Genomic DNA, 23,775 nt, shown 5'->3' with positions numbered 1-23,775 from the left:
CAGGCGCCGGTTGTCGAAGGGGCGACTTGTCGAAGCGCGGCGGCTTGCCTACCCCGCAACCATGGACACTGCCCCCCTCTTCAAGCTCGGCACGCGCGGATCGCCGCTCGCGATGGCGCAGGCGCACATGACTCGCGATGCGCTTGTCGCCGCGCACGACTGGACCTCGGATCAGGTCGCCATCGTGCCGATTCGCACCACCGGCGATCGCGTGCAGGATCGCGCTCTCGCCGAAATCGGCGGCAAGGCGCTGTGGACCAAGGAGCTCGATCGCGCGCTGCTCGACAGGGAAATCGATGCCGCCGTCCACTCGATGAAGGATGTCGAGACCATCCGCCCGACCCGCATCGCCATCGCCGCGATGCTGCCGCGCGCCGATGTCCGGGATCGGATTCTGGGGGTCGCGACCCTCGCAGAGCTGCCGCAGGGCGGCGTGGTCGGCACCAGTTCGCCGCGTCGCGCGGCCCAGGTGCTGCGGCACCGCCCGGACGCCCGGATCGTGCTGTTCCGAGGCAACATCGACACCCGTCTCGCAAAGCTCGCGGCCGGCGAAGTGGATGCGACGCTGCTCGCCTCGGCCGGGCTGCTGCGGCTCGGCCGCGACGACGTCGGCACGCCGATCCCGCTCGACGTCATGTTGCCGGCCCCCTCGCAGGGGGCGGTCGGCATCGAAGTCCGCGCCGACGATAGCCGCGCTCGCGACCTCGTCGGCGCAATCTCGCACGCGGATACCCGCGCCGCACTCGCGGCAGAGCGCGCGCTGCTGGAGGCACTCGGCGCCGACTGCCATTCGCCGGTCGCCGCCCTCGCCACCATCGACGGTAGCCGCCTGACGTTGCGTGCCGAACTCTACGCGCAGGATGGCAGCGCGCATGTCGCCGGATCGGCGGAGGGCTCCGTCGGCGACATCGCGCTGGCCCCGGCGCTGGCACAGGACCTGCTCGCCCGCGCGCCGGACAGCGTGCGGCAACTGTTCGCCGGCGAATGAGCCGCCCGCTCGCGGTGCTGCGTCCCGAGCCGGGAGCGACCGCGACCGTCGAGTGGATCGTCGCGGCCGGATACCAGCCGCTGCGGCTGCCGTTGTTTCACGTGGAGCAACGCCCGTGGCCCGAAGTTTCGGTTTCGGACCATGACGCGCTCGTACTCACCAGCGCCAACGCCGTCCGTCACGCCGGGATCAAACTCGGCGCTCTCGCCTTCCTCCCGGTCTGGGCCGTTGGCACCGCCACAGCAACGGCCGCCACTGCTGCCGGTCTCACCGTAGCAGAGGTCGGGACCGAGGGCGCGCAGACGCTTCTCGATCGGGCGTGGGCAGCGGGCGTGCGTCGCGCCTTGTGGCTGGGCGGGGAGTCGCTCCGGCTCGACGCCCACCCTGCGGTGGCACGCATCCTCCCCGTCTATGCCAGCGTCGCGACCACGCCGGACGCGGCCGCGGTCCGGGGCCTCGCCGGCAGCGTAGCTCTGGTTCACTCCCCCCGCGCTGCGGAGGAACTGCGCCGGCTGATCGAGGCAGCGGATGTCGCGCCCGCTCGGCTTCGGCTCGCCGCCATCAGCGCTGCGGCGGCAGACGCGGCCGGCAGCGGCTGGGACGCGACCGCCATTGCGGATGCTCCCAGCGATGCCGCGCTGGTTGCGGCTGCAACCCGCCTGGCCGATTGACCCCGCGCGCCACCGCGAGGATAAGGGCCGCATGACGATGGAAACGGCGTCCTCCGCCACGGGGGCTCCCCGCAAGCCGCGCGGGAACACCATGCTGTGGATCACGCTCCTCGCCTTTCTGCTCGGACTGGCGGCTATGGCAGTGCTGGTGCACCGGTTTGGCGACTGGATCGACCTCGGGCCAAAGACACCCCCCCCGGTAACCGTTCAGGCCGCTTCGCCGTCGGCCACGGCGACGACGACGCCTGTGATGCGCCCGCAGGACGTAGCCGCCCTCTCCGAACGGGAAGCCGCGCTGTCGGCCCATATCGCCGAGCTTGAGGCGCGGCTCGCCAATCTCGACACCAGCTCGCGCGTCGCGTCCGGCTTCGCGACCCGTGCCGAAGGGTTGATGGTCGCCTTCGCAGCGCGTCGCGCGCTCGATCGCGGCCTGTCGCTTGGCTATATCGAGGATCAGCTCCGCCAGCGCTTCTCCGCGGCAGAGCCGCAGGCAGTCGCCACCGTGATTGCTGCGTCCCGCCAGCCCGTGACGCAGGAGGACCTGCGCCTCGCCCTCGACACGATCGCACCCAAGCTGTCGGGCGGAGCACCGGACGAGAGCTGGTGGGAAGGCATTCGCCGCGAAATGTCGCAGATGATCATCATCCGCCAGGATGCCAGCCCCAGCATGCTCCCCGCCGACCGGCTCGCACGTGCCCGTCGCCGCCTGGACGCAGGCCAGGTCGAAGGCGCGCTGGCGGAAATCCAGCGGATGCCGGGCGCCGCCAATGCGGAAAGCTGGATGGCTGCGGCGCGCCGCTACATCGCCGCCCGGCAGGCGCTGAATGCCATCGAGACAGTCGCCATCCAGGGCGCCGGTACGATGCCCGCACCCACGGCGCTGCCGGTGCCGCCCGCTCCCCGGCCGCTGCCGGAAGCCGACACCTCCGCCGTGTCGCCCAACGCACCGGATGCGGACGCTAGCGCAGGCGCAAGCGGTGAAGCCACCGCCAATCAGGCTACAGGCGCCTAGGAGCCGCAGATGGCCGACATGGGCCGGTTCGACTGGGCAGACCCCTTCGGCCTCAACGCACAGCTGACGGCCGAAGAACGCCTCGTCCGCGACACGGCCCAGGCCTATGCCCGGGAAAAGCTGCTGCCGCGCGTCACCCGCGCCTATCTCGACGAAGATTTCGACCGCGACATCCTCCACGAAATGGGCGCGCTCGGGCTGCTCGGCGCGACGATCCCGTCCGAATATGGCGGCGCGGGCCTCGGCTATGTTTCCTACGGCCTGGTCGCGCGCGCGGTGGAGGCGGTGGACTCTGGCTATCGCTCGGCGATGAGCGTGCAGTCGAGCCTCGTGATGCACCCCATCCACGCCTATGGCTCGGAGGCGCAGCGGCGGAAATACCTGCCGAAGCTCGCGAGTGGCGAGTGGGTCGGCTGCTTCGGCCTGACGGAGCCCGATGCCGGCTCCGACCCGGGCGGGATGCGCACTCGCGCGGAGGCGATCGACGGCGGCTATCGCCTGTCGGGCACCAAGACCTGGATCACCAACGCACCGATTGCCGACGTGTTCGTGGTCTGGGCCAAGTCCGACGCGCACGGCGGCCGCATCCGCGGCTTCGTCCTCGACAAGGGCACAAAGGGCCTCTCCGCGCCAAAGATCGAGGGAAAGCTGTCGCTGCGCGCATCGATCACCGGCGAAATCGTGATGGATGGCGTCGAGGTCGGCGAAGTTGCGCTGCTTCCCGACGCAGAGGGGCTCAAGGGGCCGTTCGGCTGCCTCAACAGCGCGCGCTACGGCATCGCCTGGGGCACGATGGGTGCCGCCGAGGCGTGCTTCCACGCTGCGCGCAGCTACACGCTCGACCGGCACCAGTTCGGCGTGCCCCTCGCCTCCAAGCAGCTGGTGCAGATCAAGCTCGCCGACATGGAAACCGAAATCGCGCTCGGCCTTCAGGCGGCACTGCGCTGCGGCCGCATGTTCGACGACGGCACGCTGTCGCCGGAGGCGATCTCGATCATCAAGCGCAACAATTGCGGCAAGGCGCTGGCGATCGCCCGGGTCGCGCGCGACCTGCACGGCGGCAACGGCATCTCGGCCGAACTCCACGTGATGCGCCACGCGATCAACCTGGAAACCGTGAACACCTATGAAGGCACGCACGACGTCCATGGCCTGATCCTTGGCCGCGCCATCACCGGGATCGCCGCCTTCTAGGCTGTCCAACGGCCAGATCGAACGCACACCGGATCGCGGCCGATTCGGGGGTACGACAAAGCTGCGTTCTCGCCTCAACTTCCTCAACTTCGTCCCATGCAGGGACGCTCAGTCGATCCGGGTGAGGCCGCTGGCGTAGCGGCGCAGCCGCTCGGCATAGCCGTCCGCGGATCGGCGCAAGGCGGCGATCGCCGCTTCGTCCAGGCTGCGCACGGCCCGGGCGGGGCTGCCCACGATCAGGCTCCCGGGCGCGAACTGCTTGTCCTCCGTCACCAGCGCCCCCGCGCCGACCAGCGATCCCGCGCCGATCACCGCGCGGTTGAGCACGATCGCCCCCATGCCGATCAGGACATCGTCCTCGATCGTGCAGCCGTGGAGCACCGCGTGATGACCGACCGTCACCCCCGCCCCGATCGTCAGCGGGCTGCCGGCATCGGAATGAAGCATCGCGCCTTCCTGGATGTTGGTGCGGTCGCCGATGTGAATCGGCGTGTTGTCGGCGCGGATCACGGCACCGAACCACACCCCCACCTCACGCCCCAGCCGCGCGTCGCCGATCACGTCGGCAGAGGGCGCGACCCAGCTCGATCCGTCCGCCGGCAGCTGCGGCGACAGGCCGTCGATCGCGTACAAGGGCATCAGCGCATCTCCTGCTTCGCACGGGCGCGATAGGCGTGGAGCAGCGGCTCGGTATAGCCGTTGGGCTGGTCCAGGCCCTCCAACACGAGGGCGCGTGCCGCCTGGAACGCCAGGCTCTCCGCCTCCCGCCCCGCCATCGGCCGGTACCATGGATCGCCCGCATTCTGCGCGTCCACCTTCGCCGCCATCCGCCGCAGCGCTGCCTCGACCTGATCCACCGTGACCACGCCGTGGAGCAGCCAGTTGGCGATGTGCTGCGACGAGATCCGCAACGTCGCCCGATCCTCCATAAGTCCAACGTCGTGCAGGTCCGGCACCTTGGAACAGCCGACCCCCTGGTCGATCCAGCGCACGACATAGCCCAGAATCCCCTGCGCATTGTTATCGAGCTCCGCCTGCACCGCCTCCGCGGTCCAGGGGCCCTTTGCGAGCGGAATGGTGAGCAGCGCCTCCAACGATGCCACCGGCTCCGCCGCGCGCGCCTGCTGCCGGGCGGACACATCGACCTGATGATAATGGGTCGCGTGCAGCGTCGCCGCCGTCGGCGAGGGTACCCAGGCGGTGGTGGCGCCGCTCATCGGATGGGCGATCTTCTGCGCCAGCATCTCGGCCATGCGATCGGGTGCCGCCCACATGCCCTTGCCGATCTGCGCACGGCCCGAGAAACCGCAGGCGAGGCCGATCTGGACGTTGCGATCCTCATAGGCACCGATCCACGGCTCCGCCTTCATGTCGCCCTTACGCAACATCGGCCCCGCCCGCATCGACGTGTGCAGTTCGTCGCCGGTGCGATCGAGGAATCCGGTGTTGATGAACATGATCCGGTCCCGCACCCCATGGATGCAGGCGGCAAGGTTGGCGGACGTCCGCCGCTCCTCGTCCATCACGCCCAGCTTGATCGTGTTGCGTGCCAGCCCCAGCAGATCCTCGACGGCAGCAAACAACCGGTCGGTAAAGGCGACTTCCTCCGGGCCGTGCATCTTGGGCTTCACGATATAGATCGCGCCCACCCGGCTGTTGCGAATCCCCGCCGGCCCTTTGCCGTCGTGGAGCGCGATCAGGCTGGTGACGATCGCATCGAGGATCCCTTCGGGCGCCTCGTTGCCATCCGGCAGCAGCACCGCGGGCGTCGTCATCAGATGGCCGACGTTGCGGACGAACAGCAGCGCCCGCCCGGGTAGCACGATCGTCTCGCCCCCGGGTCCGCAGTAGCGGCGATCCTCCGCCAGCCGGCGCACGACCGTTTTGCCGCCCTTTTCGAACTGCGCTTCCAGCGTGCCCTGCAGCAGCCCGAGCCAATTGGCATAGGCCGCCACCTTGTCCTCGGCATCGAACGCCGCGACCGAATCCTCCAGGTCGACGATGGTCGTGAGCGCCGATTCAAGCAGGATATCGGCCAGGTGCAGCGGATCGTCGCGCCCGATGCGGTGCTCGGGATCGACCACCAGTTCGATGTGCAGGCCGTGGTGCCGATACAGCTGCGATGCTCCGCGCGTCCCGACCCATTGCTCCGGATCGGCAAGCCGCACCGGCCAGCGCGCATCGTGCCAGCTGCCCTCGGCGAGCGGCACCGCCCGGTCGAGAAAGTCGCGGCCCCATTCAATCACGGCCGCGCCGCGCACCGGATCATACCCGCCGGCCGCCGGCTCCCCAGGTAGCGCGTCAGTCCCGTAGAGCGCGTCGTACAGGCTCCCCCAGCGCGCATTGGCGGCGTTGAGCAGGTACCGCGCATTCAGCACCGGCACGACCAGCTGCGGCCCGGCAACGCGCGCCACCTCGTCATCCACGACACCCGGATCGATGGTGAAGGGCGGCGGCGCAAGGGCGAGGTAGCCGGTCGTTTCGAGGAAGCGGCGATAGTCCTCCGCGTCGGGAATCCCGGGGCGGGCATCGTGCCACGCGTCGATCGCCCGCTGGAGCGCATCGCGGCGGGCGAGCAACGCGCGATTCTCCGGCGCGAAGCGCGCAAAGATCGCGGCCATCCCCTGCCAGAAGGAGTCGCGGTCGAGGCCCGTGCCCGGCAGCACCCGCGCTTCCAGAAGCGTCGCCAAGGGCGCAGCAATTCGCATGCCTGCGCGGTCGATCCGGTGTTCCATAGTCCTCAGCCGATGCGCGCGATGAGAGCCTGCGCAGCCGCAGGCGCCCGCACCTTTGCGCCGTTGATGCAGAAGACGAAGGTTTCGCGGGGCGTCACCGGCGGCGGCGTCGGATCCACGTACGGAAGGCCCGCAGGAACGCCGCCCTTGGCCCAGGTCCGCGCGGCCTCGCTCCAGCGATCGAGCGCGGCCGGCGCATAGCCCTCCGGCTCCGACTCCTCGGCCGCCTCCAGCCGTGCATAGACGAAATCGGCCGTCACATCGGCAATCGCGGGATAGCTGGCCGAATCGGCAAAGACGATCGCGACACCGGCGTCCCGTGCCAGCTTCACGAACTCGGGCACCGCAAAGCTTTCATGTCGCACCTGCACGGCATGGCGCAGTGCCAGACCCTCGTGCCGAGCCGGCAGCAGCCGCAGGAAGGCGGCGAAATCGTCCGGTTCGAACTTCTTGGTCGCCATGAACTGCCACAGGATCGGCCCGAGCTTGTCGCCAAGCTCGACGATTCCCTGGTTCAGGAAGCGCTCCACCGATTCGCCCGCCTCGGCCAGCAGCTTGCGGTTGGTGACGTAGCGGGAACCCTTCACCGCGAACACGAAGCCATCTGGCGCCGTCTTTGCCCAATTGGCGAAACTCGCCGGCTTCTGGCTGCCGTGATAGGTCGCGTTGATCTCGATCGCGGTCAGCGCGCGCGATGCGAACTCCAGTTCGCGCTTCTGCGTCAGCCCTTCGGGATAGAAGGTGCCGCGCCAGGGCGGAAAGCTCCACCCGCCGATTCCGACCCGCACCGGGGCGCTGCCGTCCGTCATGCCGCTCTCCTGCACCGTTCGAGCGTGCAGCTAGGACGCAGCAAGGGGCCGGCGCAAGCCGTTGCGGCCGAAGCCGATAGTCCCGATCGATGCTGGTGAAGTGGTCCACCCCGTGGTGGACGACTGGAGCGGGCGAAGGGATTCGAACCCTCGACCCCAACCTTGGCAAGGTTGTGCTCTACCCCTGAGCTACGCCCGCTCTCTGGCGTTCCGCCGGTGTGTCCCGGCGAGGTGGCGGGCATTAGCAGCGACTTTCGGACCCGGCAAGCGCCTTGTTGCAGTTTTTCGAAAAGACTTGGCCTGCCGCATCCCAACGCCCACATAGGCGCCCAACGCAGACCGCAATCGCAACAGGAGCACGCCTTGGCCACGCTTGGACTGTCCGCCGCCGAGAAGGAGGCCGTGGAAGCCTTCCGCCGCGACGTCGTCGAACCGTCGATGACCAAGCTGGTTATCATCGATTTCTGGGCCGAATGGTGCGGGCCGTGCAAGGCGCTCGGCCCCGTGCTCGAAAAGGTGGCCGACCAATATGCCGAAAAGGGCGTGGTGCTGGCCAAGATCGACACCGACAAGAACCAGTTCATCGCCTCGCAATTCCAGGTGCGGTCGATCCCGACCGTCTATGCGATGTTCCAGGGCCAGCTGGTCGCGGACCTCACCCAGGCGCGCACCGAGAGCCAGCTCAAGGCGATGCTCGACCAGATCCTCGCCCAGCTTCCGGTCGAACCGGGCGCCGTCGGTGCAGATGCCGGCCAGGACATCGAACCGCTCGTGCAGATGGGCGAGGAAGTGCTCGCCGGCGGCGACGCGGAACGCGCGCTCTCGATCTTTGACCAGATCGCCGAGATGGCGCCCGATCATACCGGGGTCGCCATCGGCCGGGTCCGCGCATTGATGGCGCTCGGACGCGCCGACGAGGCAGAAGCCGCGATTGCGGCGCTCCCGGCGGATGCGGCCAAGAACCCCGAGATCGAGCGCGCACGCGCATCCCTGGCGCTCGCGCGGGAGGCTCAGCCGGTGGACGACCTTGCCGGTCTGGCCGCAGAGGTTGCCGCGAACCCCGACGACCTCGACGCCCGCTTCCGCCTTGCCGGCGGGCAGATGGCAGCTGGCGATCGTGATGCGGCGGCGGCCACGCTGCTGTCGATCATTGCTGCCGATCGCGAATGGAACGAGGGCGCCGCGCGCCAGCAGCTGCTCAAGCTGTTCGAGGCAGTCGGCCTTGAGGATCCCTGGGTCTCCGCGCAGCGTCGCAAGCTGTCCGCCGTCCTGTTCGGCTGATCGTGGCGAGCCGCGTCTCGATCTTTCCGCTCTCGGGCGCGCTGCTGTTTCCGGGCATGCACCTGCCGCTGCACGTCTTCGAGCCGCGGTATCGGGCGATGGTGTCCGACGCGCTCGCGCGCGACCGGCGGATCGGGATGATCCAGCCCCGTGGCGAAGGGGATCGCCCCGCTTTGTTCGACCTGGGGTGCATCGGCCAGATCGTTGAGGTGGAGGCGTTGCCGGACGGCCGGTTCGATATCGTGCTCGAAGGTCTGGCGCGCTTCCGCGTGGTGCGGGAACTCGATGTCGCGACCCCATTCCGACAGGTCGAGGCAGAGCTTCTGGCCAACGCACCGGCCGGGACCCTCGCGCTTGCGGAGCGCGCGTCGCTCGAACTCGAATCGCGACGGTTCGCAGAGGTGCAGGGCTATGCCGTGGACTGGGAATCAGTGGCGCGGCTCGACGACGAGACGCTGGTGAACGGCATCGCCCAGATCGCGCCGTTCGACCCGGCCTCCAAACAGGCGCTGCTGGAGGCGGATAGCCTGTCGGATCGCGCCGAACTGATCGTGCAGCTGATGCAGTTCTTCGGCCGCCACGGCGACGAGGAAGGCAGGACGCTGCAATGACCAGGACGCTCGATCCATGGCTGCTCTCGATCCTGGTCTGCCCCCTCACGCGCACGAAACTGCGCTGGGACGAGGCGGCGCAGGAACTGGTGTCGGAGGCCGCTGGCCTCGCCTACCCCGTGCGGGACGGGGTTCCAGTGATGCTGGTCGAGGAAGCGCGCCAGCTGGACGCATGAGCGAACCCGACCTGAGCGGCGTCTGGCTCGGCATTTTCAACTATCCCGAGGATCTGCCCGCAACAAGCTATCGCGCGACGCTGACCGATACCGGCGGCCGGTTGGGCGGCACCATCGACGAAATCGACGCCCTCGTCATGGTGGGCCGCCGCCTGACTGCGGGGATCGACGGCACCCGCACCGGGAACGCCGTGCGTTTCACGAAATTCTACGCGACACCCAGCGACGCCTATGACGTCGTCGAATATCACGGGACCGTGAATGCCGACGGCGACGAGATCACCGGCCGGTGGGAGGTACGGGACGCCTGGAGCGGGAGCTTCATCATGACCCGCCCCTCGGCGCCCGGCATCGAAGCCGAGCAGCACGACGCCGCGGAGCGCTAGCAGCTTCCCCCCATGCGGGGCTGAACGGGCTAGGCCAGTTCGCCCTGCAGCAGCTTGGGAAGCTGCCCGGTCTCTCCACGAGCCTCGGCCATGAAGCGCGCCTTCAACGGCGGGATGCGATCGACCGCGGAAAGACCGAAGCGGCGAACGGCGCTCGCGGTCTTGCCGGGAATGCCGAACAAGCGGGTGAGGCCATCGGTCGCCGTCGCCACGGCAAGCGTGTCCAAGCCGCGCCAGCGGCCATAGCGCTTGAGCAGATGCGGATCGCCCAGATCCATGCCCAGCCGCTTCCCCTCGACCAGCACTTCGACCAGCGCTGCCACGTCGCGCAGTCCGAGGTTCAGGCCCTGCCCCGCGATCGGATGGATGCCGTGCGCCGCATCGCCCACCAGCGCCAGCCGGTCGGCGGTGATGGTAGCCGCGTGGTGGAAGCCCAGCGGATAGCTTGAGCGAGGCGAGAGCGGTCCAAGGTGGCCCAGGAATCCGCCCATCCGCTTGGACGCCTCTGCCAGCCAGCCGCGGTCCGAAAGCTTGAGCAACCCCGGCGCGTCCTTGGCATCGACGGTCCAGACGATCGCCGACCGATGGCCGTTGGCATCATCGTTCATCGGCAGGATCGCGAACGGGCCCGCCGGGTAAAAGATCTCGTAGGCGACGTTCTCGTGGGAATGTTCGTGGTTGAGCGTCGCGATCATGGCGACATGCTCATAGCTCCAGCGCGCGACCCGGATGCGGGCAGCCTCCCGCGTCGGCGAATTGCGCCCCTCCGCCGCGATCAGCAGCGGCGCGGTGAGGGTATCCCCCCGGTCGGTCACCACCGTCACCCCATGTGGGCCGCGGTCTACCGAGACGGCGCGGGTGCGCATCCGCAGGTCCACCTCCGGCGCCGCCCCCGCTGCTTCCAGCAGCGCGCGACGGATCACCTTGTTCTCATACATCACCCCCAGCGGGGGCGCGTCCGCATCCGGCACGAAGTCCAGCGCACCCGGCGCGAGGCCGTCGGTGGCGCGGATCGCGCGGATCGGGCAGCCCTGCCCCGCCACCTTCGCCGCGATGCCCAGCGCCTCGAACATGCGGTGGCTGGCGCTGGCGATGGCCGAGGCGCGACCGTCGAAGCCCGGCGCGAGGATCACCTCGGGGTCGGCGGGATCGATCACGATCGCGGTGAGGCCATGGGCGGCGAGTGCGACCGCGAGCGTGCTGCCCACCAGTCCGCCGCCGAGGATGAGGACGTCCGCTTGCTGCATAGAGGGCGGTGTAGAGCCTAAAGCCGGCCCGCGCAAAGGGGCGGCGACCGCCCCGCCTTGACGCCGGACTCGGCGCGCGCGATGCGTTCGGTTGGAATTTCGGACATTTGAGCGGGAAGAGGGTCATGGCGAGCCAGGCGCAACCGATGGTGTGGCGCGACGCGGTGCGTGCGGGGGCCGTTCGCAGCGGCGCGATGATCGCGGCCGCGCTGCTGTTCCTGCTGATGCTGCTCGTAGGGGTGGCGCTGGTCACCTATCACTCCGGCGATCCATCGCTGAACACCGCCGCCGGCAACACGATCGGCAACCGACTGGGGCTGCCCGGCGCCTATGTCGCGGACTTGCTGCTGACGGTGTTCGGCGTGGCCGTCGGCCTGTTGCTCCCGCTCGGCATCGTCATCGCGGTACGGCTGTGGCGGGACGTGCCGGTCGGTCGGTGGGGGGCGATGCTGCGCGACTGCGTTCTGGGCGTAGCGCTGATGGGCACCGCCCTCTCCTTTGTCTCGCATGAAGCCGTCACGACGCTTCCCGGCGGCTGGGGTGGTGTGGTCGGCTGGTCGATCGCGTCGCTCTGCCAGGCACTGATCGGCATGATCCCCGATGCCACCGCAGTGCTGTGGACCCAGCGCGTGGTCGGCTTCCTGATCGGCGTTGCAGGCGTGGTGCTCTGGGGCCGCGGCATGACGATCGAGCTGCCCGCCGGCGCGCTGCGTCTCCCGCGTCGCAGCGCTGCCTTCGACGGCGACCTGGAGGATGCGGATGAGGACGCGATGCCGCTGGTCAGCGGCCGCCGCATCGCCGCGGACACCGTCGGCGCGGACGATCTGCCCTTCGACCCCAAGCCGCGCAAGCTGGCCGAGCCCGAGCGGCGGCCACCGCCGACCATCGAGGATCGCAGCGCCGCGCCTTCGCCCGCAGCCAAGCCGAAGGCTACGCAGCAGTCGCTGGACCTGCCGGACAATTTCGAGCTGCCGTCGATCGACCTCCTGGCGCCGCCTCCGCCCAACAGCGGCCCTTCGGTCGACAAGGCGGCGCTGGAGCGCAACGCCCGCCTGCTCGAAAGCGTACTCGACGACTTCAACGTCAAGGGCGCGATCGTGAAGGTCTCGCCCGGCCCGGTCGTCACCATGTACGAGCTGGAGCCGGCTCCCGGCATCAAGGCAAGCCGGGTGATCCAGCTTGCCGATGACATCGCCCGCAACATGTCCGCAATCTCGGCACGCGTCGCGACCATCCCCGGCCGCACCGTGATCGGCATCGAGCTGCCGAACGCGCGCCGCGAAATGGTGAGCCTGCACGAGCTGATGGCCAGCCAGAGCTTTGCCGATCAGAACGCACAGCTGCCGATCGTGCTGGGCAAGAACATCGCCGGCGACCCCGTCGTCGCGGATCTCGCTCCGATGCCGCACCTGCTCGTCGCCGGTACCACCGGTTCGGGCAAGTCGGTCGGGCTCAACTGCATGATCCTGTCGCTGCTCTATCGGCTGACGCCGAACCAGTGCCGCATGATCATGATCGATCCGAAGATGCTGGAACTCAGCATGTACAAGGGCATCCCCCACCTGCTCGCGGACGTGGTGACCGATCCGCCCAAGGCGGTGCGCGCGCTCAAATGGGCGGTGGAGACGATGGAGGATCGCTATCGGATGATGGCGTCGGTCAACGTCCGGTCGCTCGCGAGCTTCAATGAAAAGGTTCGCGCTGCCAAGGCCAAGGGCCAGAAGCTCGGCCGCAAGGTCCAGACCGGCTACCACCCGGAGACCGGCCAGCCCATGTACGAGGAAGAGACGCTCGATCTGCAGCCGCTGCCGCAAATCGTCGTGATCGTCGACGAGCTCGCCGACCTGATGATGACGGCGGGCAAGGAAGTGGAGTTCCTGATCCAGCGGCTCGCGCAAAAGGCGCGCGCGGCCGGCATTCACCTGATCATGGCGACGCAGCGTCCGTCGGTCGACGTCATCACCGGCGTCATCAAGGCCAACCTGCCGACGCGCATCTCCTTCCACGTCACGTCCAAGATCGATTCGCGCACTATTTTGGGCGAGCAGGGCGCCGAGCAGCTGCTGGGCCGCGGCGACATGCTGTACATGCCGGGTGGCAAGCAGCTCGCGCGCGTGCACGGCCCGTTCGTGTCCGACGACGAAGTACAGGCGGTTGCCGAATTCTGGCGGTCGCAGGGCGAGCCGGACTATATCGATGCCGTCACCAACGATCCCGGCGAGGACGGCGGGTTCAGCCTGGACGGCGCCCCGACCGGAGAGGACAGCCCCGAGGACCAGCTCTACCGCAAGGCATGCCAGCTGGTTGCCGAGAGCCAGAAGGCGTCGACTTCCTGGCTCCAGCGCCAGCTGCGCGTGGGCTACAACTCGGCCGCGCGCTTGATCGAGCGGATGGAAAAGGAAGGACTGGTGTCGCGGCCCGACCATGTCGGCCGGCGGGAAGTGCAGATGGATCCGGACGGGCGGCCCCTCACCTGACGCGCTGCCGCGACCACCGTGCAGCTGAACGCGGGGAAACCGCCGAGTTCACGACGCGTTCAAGCCGCCACGCCTATGCTCGACAGATGATCTGGAGACGACCCATTCGCTTTCTCGCCCCCGCCGCAGCGATTGCGCTTCTGGCTCCTGCTGCCGTTCATGCGCAGGCACCGGTCACCCTGGCCACGGTGCAGCAGCATCTGGCGCAGACCAATTCGATGACGGCCGACTTCACCCAGACCGACCGCAACGGCAAGGTGCTGGCAGGTACGCTGACGCTCAAGAAGCCGGGCAAGATCCGCTTCCAGTACGAAAAGGGCGTGCCCATCCTCGTTGTGTCGGACGGCAAGTCCTTGTACTTCCTGGATTATCAGGTCGGCCAGAAGCAGCGCTGGCCGATTGGCAATTCACCGCTCGGCATCCTGCTCGATCCTTCCAAGGATGCGTCGCGCTACGCACGGGTGCTGCCGGAGGGTGATCCCCGGGTGGTCAGTGTGGAAGCCTATGATCCCAAGCATCCGGAATATGGCCGAATCACGCTGATTTTCGCGCGCAATGCCTCGGTCCCCGCCGGGTTGATGCTGCAGGGCTGGGTGACGCTGGACGCGCAGAACAACCGGACGACGATCCGGCTGTCGAACCAGCGCTTCAACGTGCCGGTCGCCGACAGCAGTTTCCGGTTCAACGAACCACGGCGCGCGCAAAATCGTCGCTGAACGATTTCTTAAATCCATTCATTCTGGCGACAGAATCGATGGGCTAGAGACCGTATTGCGGAGTTGAGGCGCGTCCGGGATTTTCCCCCCTGTTGCCCGGGTTCTCAGTTCCTGCCTGCGTGACGAACGCTAGGTCGGCCCTCGTTCCATGCCCCCGGAACGAGGGCCTTTCCATATCTGCCGCGGACGTGCTGGCTCTGGCGCCGCCCCCCCGCCATCGCTACATCGCCAGCGATGACTTCAACGCTTTCGATCGCCTCGTGGAACATCAACTCGGTCCGGTTTCGCATGGAGATCGTCGAGCGATTTCTTCGCGAAATCTCGCCCGACGTCCTGTGCCTGCAGGAGACGAAGGTGGTGAACGAGGACTTCCCGCATGCGCCGTTCCGTGCGCTCGGCTACACCCACATCGCCATCAACGGCCAGCGGATGCACCACGGCGTCGCGGTTCTCAGTCGCGTGCCTTTGTACGAAGACGACCGGCTGGACTGGCAGGCGAACGGCGAAGCACGGCACATCGGTGTGCGGCTGGAGAACGGCCTCCGGCTGGAGAACGTCTATGTCCCTGCCGGCGGTGATGTTCCCGATCGGGAGGTGAATCCCAAGTTCGGCCAGAAGCTCGACTTTCTGGAACGGATGACACGCTGGTCCGAAGGGCTTTCGGGCGTTCCCACCGTCCTCACCGGCGACTTCAATGTCGCGCCGCTCGAAAGCGACGTCTGGAGCCACAAGGCACTGCTCGACGTCGTCAGTCACACCCCGATCGAGGTCGAGGCGCTGGCACGGCTGCAGGCCGCAAACGACTGGGTCGACCTGGGCCGCCACTTCGCTCCGGCGCCGGAGCGGCTGTTCACCTGGTGGAGCTATAGGGCGAAAGACTGGGCGGCATCCGATCGCGGACGCCGGCTCGACCATATGTGGGCGAGCCGTGATGTCGCTGCCAAGGCGACCGGTCACAAGGTGTACGAGCACTGCCGCAGCTGGCTGAAGCCGAGCGACCACATCCCGATCGTCACCGAGTTTGCGTTTTGACGCAACCGCGCGCCGTTGCCCGCGCCATCGACGCCCTACGCCGTGGCTGGCCCATCACCATTCATGGTGCAGAAGGAGCCATCACGCTGCTCGCGATCGAGACGGCCGATCCCCTGCGGCTGACGGCATTTGACCCCGACGCAACAGCGGGAGTGCTGCTCTCCGCTGGCCGTGCGGCAACGCTGAAGCTCGCGAACCAGCGCGACGCGGCAGCTCCAGATGCGCCGGTCCTGATCGAGCGCGCGCCGTGGCTGGACTTTGCGACCGCCACCGCCTTGGCCGACCCGCAGCTCGACCTCGCGACACCCTTCAAGGGGCCCTTCCACGCGGTACCGCTCGCGACCCCCGATGCTGCTGCAACGGCATTGCGCCTCGCGCGGCTTGCCGGAGTGCTTCCAGCCTTCTTCGTCCGAACTGGCGAACAGGCCGGGACGGACAGTATCACGCCTGCCGATGTGGAGGCTCATGAAGACCCTGCCCGGCTCGCCATCGCCACGCGAGCGCGGCTTCCGGTCGCGGGCGCGGAAACGGCCGAGATCGTGGCGTTTCGAACTCCCGAGAGCCCTGGTGAGCACATCGCCTTGCTCATCGGCGCGCCCAACGGGGCGCTGCCCCTCGTGCGGCTGCACAGCGAGTGCCTGACCGGCGACGCGCTCGGCAGTCTCAAATGCGACTGTGGCCCTCAGCTGGATGCCGCAATCGCCGCGATCGCCACGACCGGATGGGGAATCCTGCTGTACCTCCGCCAGGAAGGTCGCGGCATCGGGCTGGTCAACAAGCTGCGCGCCTACGCCCTGCAGGATCAGGGGTTCGACACGGTCGACGCAAATACCCGGCTCGGCTTCGCGGTCGATGCCCGCGATTTCCGGACCGCCGGGCGCATGCTCGAGCTGCTCGGCCAGCGCGAGATCCGGCTGCTGACCAACAACCCGGCAAAGGTTGCGGCGCTGGAGGCAACCGGCGTCACGGTTGCAGAGCGCGTCCCCCACGCGCTGCCGGCGAATCCGCACAACGAACGCTACCTCGCGACGAAGCGGGATCGGACCGGCCACCAGCTCTGATGGCGGGCCGGCCAGCGTCCGTCAGATAAGATCGCCGCTCAGTCGCTGGCAAACCATGTCGAGCTGGTCGAGGGTCGAGTAGCTGATCGTCAGCGTCCCGCCCTTTTCGCCATGCGCGATCCGAACGTTGAGGCCCAGGGCATCGCCCAGCTGCTGCTCAAGTGCCAGCAGGTCGGCGTCGCCGCTCTGCGGGTCGCCGGTACCCCGCCCGCTGCGCGGCTGCGCGCCGGCGCCGACGAGCTGCGGCTTCGCCTCTCGCGCCAGACGCTCGGTCTCACGAACGGACAGCCCCTTGGAGATCACGCGGTCTGCAAGCGCTTCGGGATCGGGAGCCCCGATCATCGCGCGCGCATGGCCCATGCTGAGCTGCTGCGTCACGACCAGCTGCTGCACCGGCGCAGGCAGGTCCAGCAGGCGCAGCAGATTAGCGATGTGGCTGCGCGACTTGTGCACGAGCTTGGCCAGCACCTCCTGCGTATGTCCGAACTCGTCGATCAGCTTACGATAGGCGTCCGCTTCTTCGATCGCATTGAGGTCCTGCCGCTGGATGTTCTCGACGAGCGCGATTTCCATCGTCTCGGCATCGTCGAGTTCGCGGACAATGACCGGAACCTCGTGCAGGCGCGCCCGCTGGGCAGCACGCCAGCGGCGCTCACCGGCGACGATCTGGTATTCCTTGCCGTGCGGTCGCACGACGATGGGCTGGATCAGGCCGCGCGCCGCGATCGACGCGGCGAGGTCATCGAGCGCCCCCTCGTCGAAGTGGCGCCGCGGCTGCCCCGGATGCGGAGCCATCGCAGTTACGGACAAAAGCCGCACGCCACTCGGCTGATGCTCCGTGCCGGAGACCGGCGCCTCGCGTGAGCTGTCCCCGAGGAGCGAGCTCAGCCCGCGGCCAAGGCCGGGACGTGGCTTGCGCGCAGGTGCGGTGTTGTCGGTCATGCGGCCTCCGCTATCTGGGGCAGGCGCCCGATCACTTCGCGAGCCAGGGCGATATAGGCTTCGGAGCCCGCGCAGCGATGATCGTAGATCAGCGCCGGCATGCCATGGCTGGGTGCTTCGGACAGGCGAACGTTTCGCGGGATCACGGTGTCGAACACGACCCGGCCGAGCACCGAACGAACGTCGTCGGAGACCTGGTCGGTCAGGCGGTTACGCCGATCGTACATGGTCAGCACGACGCCCAGGATCGACAGCCCAGGATTGAAACGGCCGCGGATTTGCTCGACGGTCGTGAGGAGCTGGCTGAGCCCTTCCAGCGCGAAGAACTCACATTGCAGCGGTACCAGCAATGCGTGCGCTGCCACCATCGCATTGACGGTGAGCAGGCCGAGCGACGGGGGACAGTCGACCAGGATCACGTCCCAGCGCTCACCCCCGCGCTGGAGCGCGCGATCAAGCCGGTGCGTCCGGGCATCGAACTCGATCAGCTCGATCTCAGCACCCGAGAGGTCGACCGTCGCCGGCACGATATCGAGGAGCGGAACCTGCGTCGGGATCGTCGCTTCCTGAAGCGTCGTGTCGCCGATCAGCAGGTCATAGGTCGACCGTGCGCGGTTGTTGCGACCGATGCCAAGCCCGGTCGATGCATTGCCCTGCGGATCGAGGTCGAGCAGCAAGACGCGCAGTCCGGTGGCGGCCAGCGCTGTCCCGACATTGATCGCCGTCGTCGTTTTGCCGACGCCGCCCTTCTGGTTGGCGATGGTGATGCAGATCATGCTGGGGCTATCCCGCGAGCGATCACAATGAGCGATTCCGGATCGGTGAGGCTGTGTTCCACGTGAAACAGACCTTGCCATGAACCGGTTAAGGCTTCCACCTCGGATCTCGCGGAACGGCCCTTTGGGAGCAACCATAGTGTGTCGCGGGAAACGAGATGCGATGCTCCTGCGAACAGGGCCGGCAACGCCGCCACTGCCCGAGCGCTGACGATCGCCGCAGGCTTGGAGACTTTGACCGTCTCGGCCCGTCTCTGCTCGACCTGAACATTCTTGAGGCCGATTGCCTCAGCCGCATCGCGGAGAAAGCTGGCGCGCTTCTGTCGCGGCTCGACGAGGAGCGTGGGTCCGTCGCGAAGGATTGCGACGACCATCCCGGGGAAGCCCCCGCCGGTGCCGATGTCGATCCACGAGCCTTCGCGGCCTTCCGAGAGTTCCACCAGCTGCGCCGAATCCAGGCCATGCCGGAACCACAGGTTCGGCAAGGTCGAGGCTGCGACGAGGTTCTGGTTCCCACTTTCCTTCCGAACCATGTCGAGAAAGCGCGCAACCTTCTCCACTCGTGCCGGCGCGTAACGGCTTTCAAACCAGGCGCGGGTCTCTTCTTCCGTCATTGTGAAACCATCTTTCGGGCATGAACCAGCACTGCCGCAAGCGCCGCCGGTGTCACCCCGCGAACACGCGAGGCTGCACCCAGCGTGGTCGGCCGTGCCGTCGTGAGCCGCTGGACCATCTCTGCGGAGAGCCCCGGAACCGCGTTATAGGGAAAGGTATCCGGGAGCCGGATGTGATCGTTCGCGCGCATCTCGGCGAGTTCGATCTGCTGTCGTTCGAGATAGGGCGCATAGCGCGCGTCCTCGATCGCCTCCGTGAGGATCTGCGGCGACACCTCTGAGGAAGCCTCGGGGAGCAGTTGCTCGACGGACACACCGGGAAAGCGCAGCCATTCGCGAACGCTACGGACCACCCCGTCCTGACTGACCTGCCCTCCCCGCCCGGCCACGGTCGAGGCGGAAAGCTTGGCGTCGAAACGCTGTTCCAGCTCCGCGCGAGCCGCCGCGCGCTTGCGCACCCACGCCAGACGGTCGGATCCCAACAGACCTGCCGCCTCCGCGATCCCGGACAGACGGGTCGGTGCATTGTCCGCGCGCAGCGTCAGCCGGTACTCGGCTCGGGCTGTCAGCATCCGATAGGGCTCGCTCACCCCTTGCAGGATCAGGTCATCGACCATCACCCCCAGGTAGCTCGACGCGCGGTCGAGCAGCAGCGGCTCTAGCGCGCACGCGAAGGCGGCGGCATTCGCTCCTGCGACCAGCCCCTGCCCCGCTGCCTCTTCATAGCCGGTGGTGCCGTTGATCTGACCCGCGCAGAACACGCCGGGCAAGTCGCCCAACGCGAGCCGCGGATCGAGCGCGCGGGGATCCACGTGATCATATTCCACGGCATAGCCGGGCGTGACGATGCGCGTATGGGAGAGACCCGGGATGCTCCGGATCATCGCCTGCTGGATATCCACCGGCAGGGAAGTGGAGATTCCGTTCGGGTAGACCAACGATGTATCGAGGCCTTCAGGCTCCAGAAAAATCTGATGCCCGTCGCGGTCGGCGAAGCGGTGCACCTTGTCTTCGATCGACGGACAATAGCGTGGACCGGGTGCGCCGATCGCACCGCTGAACAAAGGTGACCGGTCCAGGCCGCTCCGGATGATGGCGTGCGTTTCCTCGGTCGTACGGCTGACCGCGCAGAACAATTGAGGGAGCACGCGTCCCGGGCTCATCGGAGACATGGTCCAGGGGGCCACGTCGGAAGGCTGTTCCTCAAGCGCGGCCCAGTCGATGGTCCGTCCGTCCAGGCGCGGCGGTGTGCCGGTCTTGAGGCGCGCCATCGGCAGACCTAGTGCCCGGAGCTGGATACCCATCGCAGTCGCCGCGCGCTCACCGACCCGCCCACCCTCTTCGCGATCCTCTCCGCGGAAGATGCGCCCGCCCAGAAACGTACCGGTCGCGAGAACCACCGCTCGGGCGTCGATCCGGGTTCCGTCTGCCAGCAGGACTCCTGCGACGCGTCCCTGTTCGACCAGAAGCTGCTCGGCCTCGCCCTCGACCAGAGTCAGGTTGGCCTGCGCGCGCAGCATCGCCTGAATGGCGGCGGCGTAACGAACGCGATCAGCCTGGACGCGAGGCCCCTGAACCGCTGCGCCCTTGCTACGGTTGAGCATGCGGTAATGGATTGCGGCCTGATCGGCGGCCCGGGCAATCAGACCATCAAAGGCGTCGACCTCGCGGACGATATGGCCTTTGCCAAGCCCGCCGATTGCCGGGTTACATGACATGGCGCCGAGCTTCGTCAGATCGAAGCTCAACAACGCCGTACGCGCACCTCTACGGGCGGCGGCGGCCGCGGCTTCCGTGCCGGCGTGGCCGCCGCCCACCACGATCACATCGAATGGAGACATTCACCAGCGCTACTGCTTGACCCGTTCGGCGTCAAAGCGTTCCACGTGGAACACTCACTTGCCGATGCAGAACCGCCCGAACAGAGCGTCCAGAACACCCTCCACATCCGCCCTACCCGTGATCCGGTCGAAGGAGCGGCGTGCCCGCCTCAGGTCTTCAGCCACCAGCAACGGATCATGGTGCGCCGCAACATCCGCGAGAGCGGACGCTGCCTCTCGCAGCAAATCGCCTTGCCGACGGTTGAGCGCGAGCGCATCCTCGCGCGGGAGGAGCGACTGCGCCGCCTGCTCCATCGCTGACCAAAGCTCTTCCATGCCGCGACCTTCCGCGGCCGATACTGCGATCCGATCCGATGGCGGATGCTCCCGCCCAGGCAGGTCGGCCCTGGGATACAGCGTCAAGATCGTCACCCCCGCGAGCTCTGGAGGCGCCGCATCGGCCAACCACAGCAGCAGGTCGGCACCCCGCATCGCCTCCTCCGCCCGAGCGATACCAATGCGCTCGATCGGATCGTCGGTCTCGTCCGCCAGTCCAGCGGTGTCGGTCAGCGACCAGGCGATGCCGTTGCGCACGATCGATGCCTCGATGCGATCTCGGGTGGTCCCGGCGATCGGCGACACGATGGCCGCGTCACGATCCACTAGCGCGTTGAGCAGGGTCGACTTGCCGCTGTTCGGCGGGCCCGCCAGGACGACGCGAATCCCATCGCGCAGACGCTCAATCGGCGGTGATTTCAGGACGGCGGCCAGTTCTTCGCCCAGCTCGGCACTTTCCGCACGCACCGCATCCAGCGTGGCGGCATCGTCGACAACATCATCCTCATCGGCGTGGTCCAGCATCGCTTCGACGCGGGCCGCCAGCATCAGCAGCCGATCCTGCCATGCCTCTGTCTTGCGACGCACTGCGCCCTGGGCGTTCGCAAGGGCAGCACGGCGTTGCGCCTCAGTCTCCGCCAACAGAAGGTCGCCGAGCCCTTCCGCTTCGCTCAGGTCGAGGCGGCCGTTCGCCAATGCCCGCCGCGTGAACTCCCCCGCCTCCGCCCGGCGCAACCCGGGCTGGCGCGCGAGGCAGGCTTCGACCGCCTGCACTACGGCTCGGCCACCGTGAAGGTGGAGTTCCACCAGATCCTCACCGGTTGCGGTTCGCGGCGCTGCGAACCACAGCAGCAAGGCACGGTCCAGGAGCGCGCCGTCTGCAGGATCGCGAAGCGCGCGCAGGCCCGCTTTTCTGGGCGGCGGCAGACTGCCGGCAAGCGCCTCGGCGGCGGCAACCGCGCCAGGACCGCTCAGCCGCAAGACAGCGATCGCGGCCGGCGGCTGACCGCTGGAGACGGCAAAGATCGTGTCCATCGGGATCAGCCGGAACGACCCGCCGTTTCGAACATCTTGCGCCAGAAGCTCATTCCCGCTTCCCCCATCGGCGCCCAGTTGCGCATGAGGGCGTCCATCAGTTCCGGGCTCGCGCCCTTCTCGATCGTCTCGCTCAACATCGCGACATACCGCTCATGGACGGGCGTGAAATCCGGCAGGCCCATTGCCCGCCGCGCCTCTTCCGGCGTGCAGTCCACCTCGACATTGATCTTCATCGGCCTGTCTCCGCTTGAGGGCTCCGGCTCCATTGCCTAGCGTTCGGATGCTATGCGCCGGACGCGGGCTTCCCTGCAAATGCGCATCTCTCCAGCTACAAGGATCCCCATGGCAACGCTCACCATCGATACGCTTGGCGGCGACAAGCAGTTCAGCGCCTATCGCGCCGATCCGGCGGCTCCGCCCCGTGCGGCCGTCATCGTGATCCAGGAAATCTTTGGCGTGAATGCCGGCATCCGCGCCAAGTGCGATCGGTTGGCGGAACAAGGATATCTTGCGATCGCACCAGACCTGTTCTGGCGGATCGAACCGGGTATCGACCTCAACCCGGATGTGCCCGAGGAGATGGAACGCGCGCTCGATCTGATGGGCCGGTTCGATCAGAATCTCGCCATCGCCGACATCGAAGCGACGATCCGAGCGGCGCGGGCAGCGGTGCCCGGCGGCAAGGTTGGCGCGATCGGATTCTGCCTTGGCGGGCGGCTCGCCTATATGACGGCAGCGCGCACCGACGTGGATGCCAGCGTCGGCTATTATCCCGTCGGTATCGATGGGCTGCTCGGCGAGAAGCATGCAATCGCCCGTCCGCTGATGCTCCACATCGCTGGCGCGGACGGCTTCGTTCCGGCCGAGGTCCAGGCGGCGATGCACGCCGGGCTCGACGACCATCCGCGGGTCACGCTGCACGACTATCCCGGTGAGGATCATGGCTTTGCGACCGAGCTCGGCAAGCGCCGATCGGATGCCGCCGCCCGCCTGGCAGACTCGCGGACCGACGCGTTCCTGGCATCTACCCTCGCCTGAAGCGAAAAGGGGCGGCCCGTTCAGGCCGCCCCTCTAGCGTTTTTCAGATCCCTGCCCGGCTCAGGTGAACAGCTGGAGCAGGCCGACATGCTGGTCGGTCACCCCCTCGTAGATCATCTTCACGGCGACATAGAGGATCACGAGCAAGCCGACGTAGGCGATCCAGCGGTACCGCTCGATATATTTCGCGATCAGGTTAGCCGCGATCCCCATCAGCGCCACCGATAGCAGCAGGCCGATGATCAGGATGCCCGGGTGATCGCGGGCCGCCCCGGCCACAGCGAGCACATTGTCCAGGCTCATCGACACGTCGGCAATCGCGACCGCCCAGGCGGCCGCTGCGAAACTCTTCGCGGGTCGAATTGCCTGGTGTTCGTCGCCTTCGATTTCCGGCGATCCCGGCCCGCCCGCCGGTCGCAATTCGCGGTACATCTTCCAGGCTACCCAGAGCAGCAGGACACCACCGGCAAAGATCAGTCCGATGATGCCGAGCAGCCAGCTTACCACGAGCGCGAAGCAGATCCGCAGCACCAGCGCCGCGATGATGCCGATCAGGATGACCTTCTTACGCTGCTCAGCCGGGAGACCCGCGGCAAGCGCGCCCACCACGATCGCATTATCGCCGGCCAGGACGACGTCGATCATCAGGACCTGCAGGAACGCAGACAGCGCCGCCGGCGAACCGATGTTGGAGAAATCGGCGACGATGTGGTTCCAGATGTCGAGCGGGGATCCGGGCCCCGCCGGAACTCCGGCCGCTGCAACACTCAGGTAGGATAGAAGGTCAAGCATCGGCAAATCCTAGTCTGCGGCTT

24 protein-coding genes and 1 tRNA gene are annotated in these 23,775 nt (G+C 67.6%); 13 read left to right on the top strand and 12 right to left on the bottom strand.

Annotated features, from left to right (window positions below; translation table 11 throughout):
• Nucleotides 1–61 precede the first annotated feature (61 nt).
• The 4 genes from hemC to QP045_RS14260 are packed head-to-tail and all read left to right on the top strand — an operon-like array spanning nucleotide 62 to nucleotide 3,865.
• The gene (gene hemC / locus QP045_RS14275) at nucleotides 62–988 is read left to right on the top strand and encodes a hydroxymethylbilane synthase (RefSeq protein WP_422515661.1); all 927 of its coding nucleotides are present in this window, start codon (nucleotides 62–64) and stop codon (nucleotides 986–988) included.
• Nucleotides 985–1,659, top strand: a complete 675-nt coding sequence (locus QP045_RS14270; protein ID WP_422515660.1) for a uroporphyrinogen-III synthase — start codon at nucleotides 985–987, stop codon at nucleotides 1,657–1,659. Before hemC ends, QP045_RS14270 begins: the two co-directional genes overlap by 4 nt.
• Before the next feature lie 31 nt (nucleotides 1,660–1,690).
• Nucleotides 1,691–2,671, top strand: a complete 981-nt coding sequence (locus QP045_RS14265) for a hypothetical protein (protein ID WP_422515659.1) — start codon at nucleotides 1,691–1,693, stop codon at nucleotides 2,669–2,671.
• 9 nt (nucleotides 2,672–2,680) lie between these two features.
• Nucleotides 2,681–3,865 carry an acyl-CoA dehydrogenase gene (locus tag QP045_RS14260; protein ID WP_422515658.1) on the top strand — a complete coding sequence of 395 codons (1,185 nt, stop codon included), beginning with the start codon at nucleotides 2,681–2,683 and terminating at the stop codon, nucleotides 3,863–3,865.
• A 108-nt stretch (nucleotides 3,866–3,973) separates the two neighbouring features.
• Here QP045_RS14260 and QP045_RS14255 read toward each other — a convergent pair whose 3' ends face one another.
• From QP045_RS14255 to QP045_RS14240, 4 genes are all read right to left on the bottom strand, one after another.
• Nucleotides 3,974–4,504 (bottom strand): gamma carbonic anhydrase family protein, encoded by a 531-nt coding sequence (locus tag QP045_RS14255; protein WP_422515657.1) that lies wholly within the window; start codon nucleotides 4,502–4,504, stop codon nucleotides 3,974–3,976.
• Nucleotides 4,504–6,600, bottom strand: coding sequence for a malate synthase G (locus tag QP045_RS14250; RefSeq protein WP_422515656.1), 2,097 nt, complete (start codon nucleotides 6,598–6,600; stop codon nucleotides 4,504–4,506). The genes QP045_RS14255 and QP045_RS14250 overlap by 1 nt, the downstream gene beginning before the upstream one ends.
• Nucleotides 6,601–6,605: 5 nt before the next feature.
• The gene (locus QP045_RS14245; RefSeq protein WP_422515655.1) at nucleotides 6,606–7,409 is read right to left on the bottom strand and encodes a DUF72 domain-containing protein; all 804 of its coding nucleotides are present in this window, start codon (nucleotides 7,407–7,409) and stop codon (nucleotides 6,606–6,608) included.
• 124 nt (nucleotides 7,410–7,533) lie between these two features.
• Nucleotides 7,534–7,608, bottom strand: a tRNA-Gly gene (locus QP045_RS14240).
• A 179-nt stretch (nucleotides 7,609–7,787) separates the two neighbouring features.
• Here QP045_RS14240 and QP045_RS14235 point away from each other — a divergent pair.
• The 4 genes from QP045_RS14235 to QP045_RS14220 are packed head-to-tail and all read left to right on the top strand — an operon-like array spanning nucleotide 7,788 to nucleotide 9,863.
• On the top strand, nucleotides 7,788–8,690 hold the full coding sequence (locus QP045_RS14235; protein ID WP_422515674.1) for a tetratricopeptide repeat protein: 903 nt from the start codon (nucleotides 7,788–7,790) through the stop codon (nucleotides 8,688–8,690).
• Complete coding sequence (locus tag QP045_RS14230) at nucleotides 8,690–9,301, top strand: LON peptidase substrate-binding domain-containing protein (protein ID WP_422515673.1); 612 nt, start codon at nucleotides 8,690–8,692, stop codon at nucleotides 9,299–9,301. Before QP045_RS14235 ends, QP045_RS14230 begins: the two co-directional genes overlap by 1 nt.
• A complete protein-coding gene (locus QP045_RS14225) occupies nucleotides 9,298–9,477 on the top strand; it encodes a Trm112 family protein (protein WP_422515654.1) in 180 nt (59 codons plus the stop codon). The genes QP045_RS14230 and QP045_RS14225 overlap by 4 nt, the downstream gene beginning before the upstream one ends.
• Nucleotides 9,474–9,863, top strand: coding sequence for a hypothetical protein (locus tag QP045_RS14220; RefSeq protein WP_422515653.1), 390 nt, complete (start codon nucleotides 9,474–9,476; stop codon nucleotides 9,861–9,863). Before QP045_RS14225 ends, QP045_RS14220 begins: the two co-directional genes overlap by 4 nt.
• Nucleotides 9,864–9,892: 29 nt before the next feature.
• Here the strand turns inward: QP045_RS14220 and QP045_RS14215 are convergent, their stop codons facing one another.
• Nucleotides 9,893–11,110 carry a UbiH/UbiF/VisC/COQ6 family ubiquinone biosynthesis hydroxylase gene (locus tag QP045_RS14215; protein ID WP_422515652.1) on the bottom strand — a complete coding sequence of 406 codons (1,218 nt, stop codon included), beginning with the start codon at nucleotides 11,108–11,110 and terminating at the stop codon, nucleotides 9,893–9,895.
• Between the two features lie 125 nt (nucleotides 11,111–11,235).
• Here QP045_RS14215 and QP045_RS14210 point away from each other — a divergent pair, with 125 nt between their 5' ends.
• The 4 genes from QP045_RS14210 to ribA all read left to right on the top strand — a co-directional run bounded on the left by QP045_RS14210 (nucleotide 11,236) and on the right by ribA (nucleotide 16,396).
• Nucleotides 11,236–13,587: a DNA translocase FtsK 4TM domain-containing protein gene (locus tag QP045_RS14210; protein ID WP_422515651.1), complete on the top strand. Its 2,352-nt coding sequence runs from the start codon at nucleotides 11,236–11,238 to the stop codon at nucleotides 13,585–13,587.
• A gap of 86 nt (nucleotides 13,588–13,673) precedes the next feature.
• Complete coding sequence (locus QP045_RS14205; RefSeq protein WP_422515650.1) at nucleotides 13,674–14,303, top strand: LolA family protein; 630 nt, start codon at nucleotides 13,674–13,676, stop codon at nucleotides 14,301–14,303.
• A gap of 234 nt (nucleotides 14,304–14,537) precedes the next feature.
• Nucleotides 14,538–15,335, top strand: a complete 798-nt coding sequence (locus QP045_RS14200; RefSeq protein WP_422515649.1) for an exodeoxyribonuclease III — start codon at nucleotides 14,538–14,540, stop codon at nucleotides 15,333–15,335.
• Nucleotides 15,332–16,396, top strand: a complete 1,065-nt coding sequence (ribA, locus tag QP045_RS14195) for a GTP cyclohydrolase II (protein ID WP_422515648.1) — start codon at nucleotides 15,332–15,334, stop codon at nucleotides 16,394–16,396. Before QP045_RS14200 ends, ribA begins: the two co-directional genes overlap by 4 nt.
• 21 nt (nucleotides 16,397–16,417) lie before the next feature.
• Here the strand turns inward: ribA and QP045_RS14190 are convergent, their stop codons facing one another.
• The 6 genes from QP045_RS14190 to QP045_RS14165 are packed head-to-tail and all read right to left on the bottom strand — an operon-like array spanning nucleotide 16,418 to nucleotide 22,155.
• Nucleotides 16,418–17,338 (bottom strand): ParB/RepB/Spo0J family partition protein, encoded by a 921-nt coding sequence (locus QP045_RS14190; protein ID WP_422515647.1) that lies wholly within the window; start codon nucleotides 17,336–17,338, stop codon nucleotides 16,418–16,420.
• Nucleotides 17,335–18,114: a ParA family protein gene (locus QP045_RS14185; protein ID WP_422515646.1), complete on the bottom strand. Its 780-nt coding sequence runs from the start codon at nucleotides 18,112–18,114 to the stop codon at nucleotides 17,335–17,337. Before QP045_RS14185 ends, QP045_RS14190 begins: the two co-directional genes overlap by 4 nt.
• On the bottom strand, nucleotides 18,111–18,728 hold the full coding sequence (rsmG, locus tag QP045_RS14180; RefSeq protein WP_422515645.1) for a 16S rRNA (guanine(527)-N(7))-methyltransferase RsmG: 618 nt from the start codon (nucleotides 18,726–18,728) through the stop codon (nucleotides 18,111–18,113). Before rsmG ends, QP045_RS14185 begins: the two co-directional genes overlap by 4 nt.
• The gene (gene mnmG / locus QP045_RS14175; RefSeq protein WP_422515644.1) at nucleotides 18,725–20,569 is read right to left on the bottom strand and encodes a tRNA uridine-5-carboxymethylaminomethyl(34) synthesis enzyme MnmG; all 1,845 of its coding nucleotides are present in this window, start codon (nucleotides 20,567–20,569) and stop codon (nucleotides 18,725–18,727) included. The genes rsmG and mnmG overlap by 4 nt, the downstream gene beginning before the upstream one ends.
• Before the next feature lie 54 nt (nucleotides 20,570–20,623).
• Complete coding sequence (mnmE, locus tag QP045_RS14170) at nucleotides 20,624–21,919, bottom strand: tRNA uridine-5-carboxymethylaminomethyl(34) synthesis GTPase MnmE (protein ID WP_422515643.1); 1,296 nt, start codon at nucleotides 21,917–21,919, stop codon at nucleotides 20,624–20,626.
• A gap of 5 nt (nucleotides 21,920–21,924) precedes the next feature.
• The gene (locus QP045_RS14165; RefSeq protein WP_422515642.1) at nucleotides 21,925–22,155 is read right to left on the bottom strand and encodes a DUF6489 family protein; all 231 of its coding nucleotides are present in this window, start codon (nucleotides 22,153–22,155) and stop codon (nucleotides 21,925–21,927) included.
• Between the two features lie 109 nt (nucleotides 22,156–22,264).
• Here QP045_RS14165 and QP045_RS14160 point away from each other — a divergent pair, with 109 nt between their 5' ends.
• On the top strand, nucleotides 22,265–22,960 hold the full coding sequence (locus QP045_RS14160; protein ID WP_422515641.1) for a dienelactone hydrolase family protein: 696 nt from the start codon (nucleotides 22,265–22,267) through the stop codon (nucleotides 22,958–22,960).
• A gap of 60 nt (nucleotides 22,961–23,020) precedes the next feature.
• Here the strand turns inward: QP045_RS14160 and QP045_RS14155 are convergent, their stop codons facing one another.
• Nucleotides 23,021–23,752, bottom strand: coding sequence for a TerC family protein (locus QP045_RS14155; RefSeq protein WP_422515640.1), 732 nt, complete (start codon nucleotides 23,750–23,752; stop codon nucleotides 23,021–23,023).
• Nucleotides 23,753–23,775: the final 23 nt, after the last annotated feature.

The sequence above is a fragment of the Sphingomonas sp. 3-13AW genome (genome assembly GCF_049311085.1).
Lineage (GTDB): Bacteria > Pseudomonadota > Alphaproteobacteria > Sphingomonadales > Sphingomonadaceae > Sphingomonas.
The sequence above is the reverse complement of the archived record's forward strand: the minus strand, read 5'-3'. Positions and strand labels throughout refer to the sequence as shown.

Bases quoted from the DNA above. Each gene is read 5' to 3' on its own strand.
- hemC (WP_422515661.1), top strand. From the start codon at position 62: ATGGACACTGCCCCCCTCTTCAAGCTCGGCACGCGCGGATCGCCGCTC.
- QP045_RS14270 (WP_422515660.1), top strand. From the start codon at position 985: ATGAGCCGCCCGCTCGCGGTGCTGCGTCCCGAGCCGGGAGCGACCGCG.
- QP045_RS14265 (WP_422515659.1), top strand. From the start codon at position 1,691: ATGACGATGGAAACGGCGTCCTCCGCCACGGGGGCTCCCCGCAAGCCG.
- QP045_RS14260 (WP_422515658.1), top strand. From the start codon at position 2,681: ATGGCCGACATGGGCCGGTTCGACTGGGCAGACCCCTTCGGCCTCAAC.
- QP045_RS14255 (WP_422515657.1), bottom strand. From the start codon at position 4,504: ATGCCCTTGTACGCGATCGACGGCCTGTCGCCGCAGCTGCCGGCGGAC.
- QP045_RS14250 (WP_422515656.1), bottom strand. From the start codon at position 6,600: ATGGAACACCGGATCGACCGCGCAGGCATGCGAATTGCTGCGCCCTTG.
- QP045_RS14245 (WP_422515655.1), bottom strand. From the start codon at position 7,409: ATGACGGACGGCAGCGCCCCGGTGCGGGTCGGAATCGGCGGGTGGAGC.
- QP045_RS14225 (WP_422515654.1), top strand. From the start codon at position 9,298: ATGACCAGGACGCTCGATCCATGGCTGCTCTCGATCCTGGTCTGCCCC.
- QP045_RS14220 (WP_422515653.1), top strand. From the start codon at position 9,474: ATGAGCGAACCCGACCTGAGCGGCGTCTGGCTCGGCATTTTCAACTAT.
- QP045_RS14215 (WP_422515652.1), bottom strand. From the start codon at position 11,110: ATGCAGCAAGCGGACGTCCTCATCCTCGGCGGCGGACTGGTGGGCAGC.
- QP045_RS14210 (WP_422515651.1), top strand. From the start codon at position 11,236: ATGGCGAGCCAGGCGCAACCGATGGTGTGGCGCGACGCGGTGCGTGCG.
- QP045_RS14205 (WP_422515650.1), top strand. From the start codon at position 13,674: ATGATCTGGAGACGACCCATTCGCTTTCTCGCCCCCGCCGCAGCGATT.
- QP045_RS14200 (WP_422515649.1), top strand. From the start codon at position 14,538: ATGACTTCAACGCTTTCGATCGCCTCGTGGAACATCAACTCGGTCCGG.
- QP045_RS14190 (WP_422515647.1), bottom strand. From the start codon at position 17,338: ATGACCGACAACACCGCACCTGCGCGCAAGCCACGTCCCGGCCTTGGC.
- QP045_RS14185 (WP_422515646.1), bottom strand. From the start codon at position 18,114: ATGATCTGCATCACCATCGCCAACCAGAAGGGCGGCGTCGGCAAAACG.
- rsmG (WP_422515645.1), bottom strand. From the start codon at position 18,728: ATGACGGAAGAAGAGACCCGCGCCTGGTTTGAAAGCCGTTACGCGCCG.
- mnmG (WP_422515644.1), bottom strand. From the start codon at position 20,569: ATGTCTCCATTCGATGTGATCGTGGTGGGCGGCGGCCACGCCGGCACG.
- mnmE (WP_422515643.1), bottom strand. From the start codon at position 21,919: ATGGACACGATCTTTGCCGTCTCCAGCGGTCAGCCGCCGGCCGCGATC.
- QP045_RS14165 (WP_422515642.1), bottom strand. From the start codon at position 22,155: ATGAAGATCAATGTCGAGGTGGACTGCACGCCGGAAGAGGCGCGGCGG.
- QP045_RS14160 (WP_422515641.1), top strand. From the start codon at position 22,265: ATGGCAACGCTCACCATCGATACGCTTGGCGGCGACAAGCAGTTCAGC.
- QP045_RS14155 (WP_422515640.1), bottom strand. From the start codon at position 23,752: ATGCTTGACCTTCTATCCTACCTGAGTGTTGCAGCGGCCGGAGTTCCG.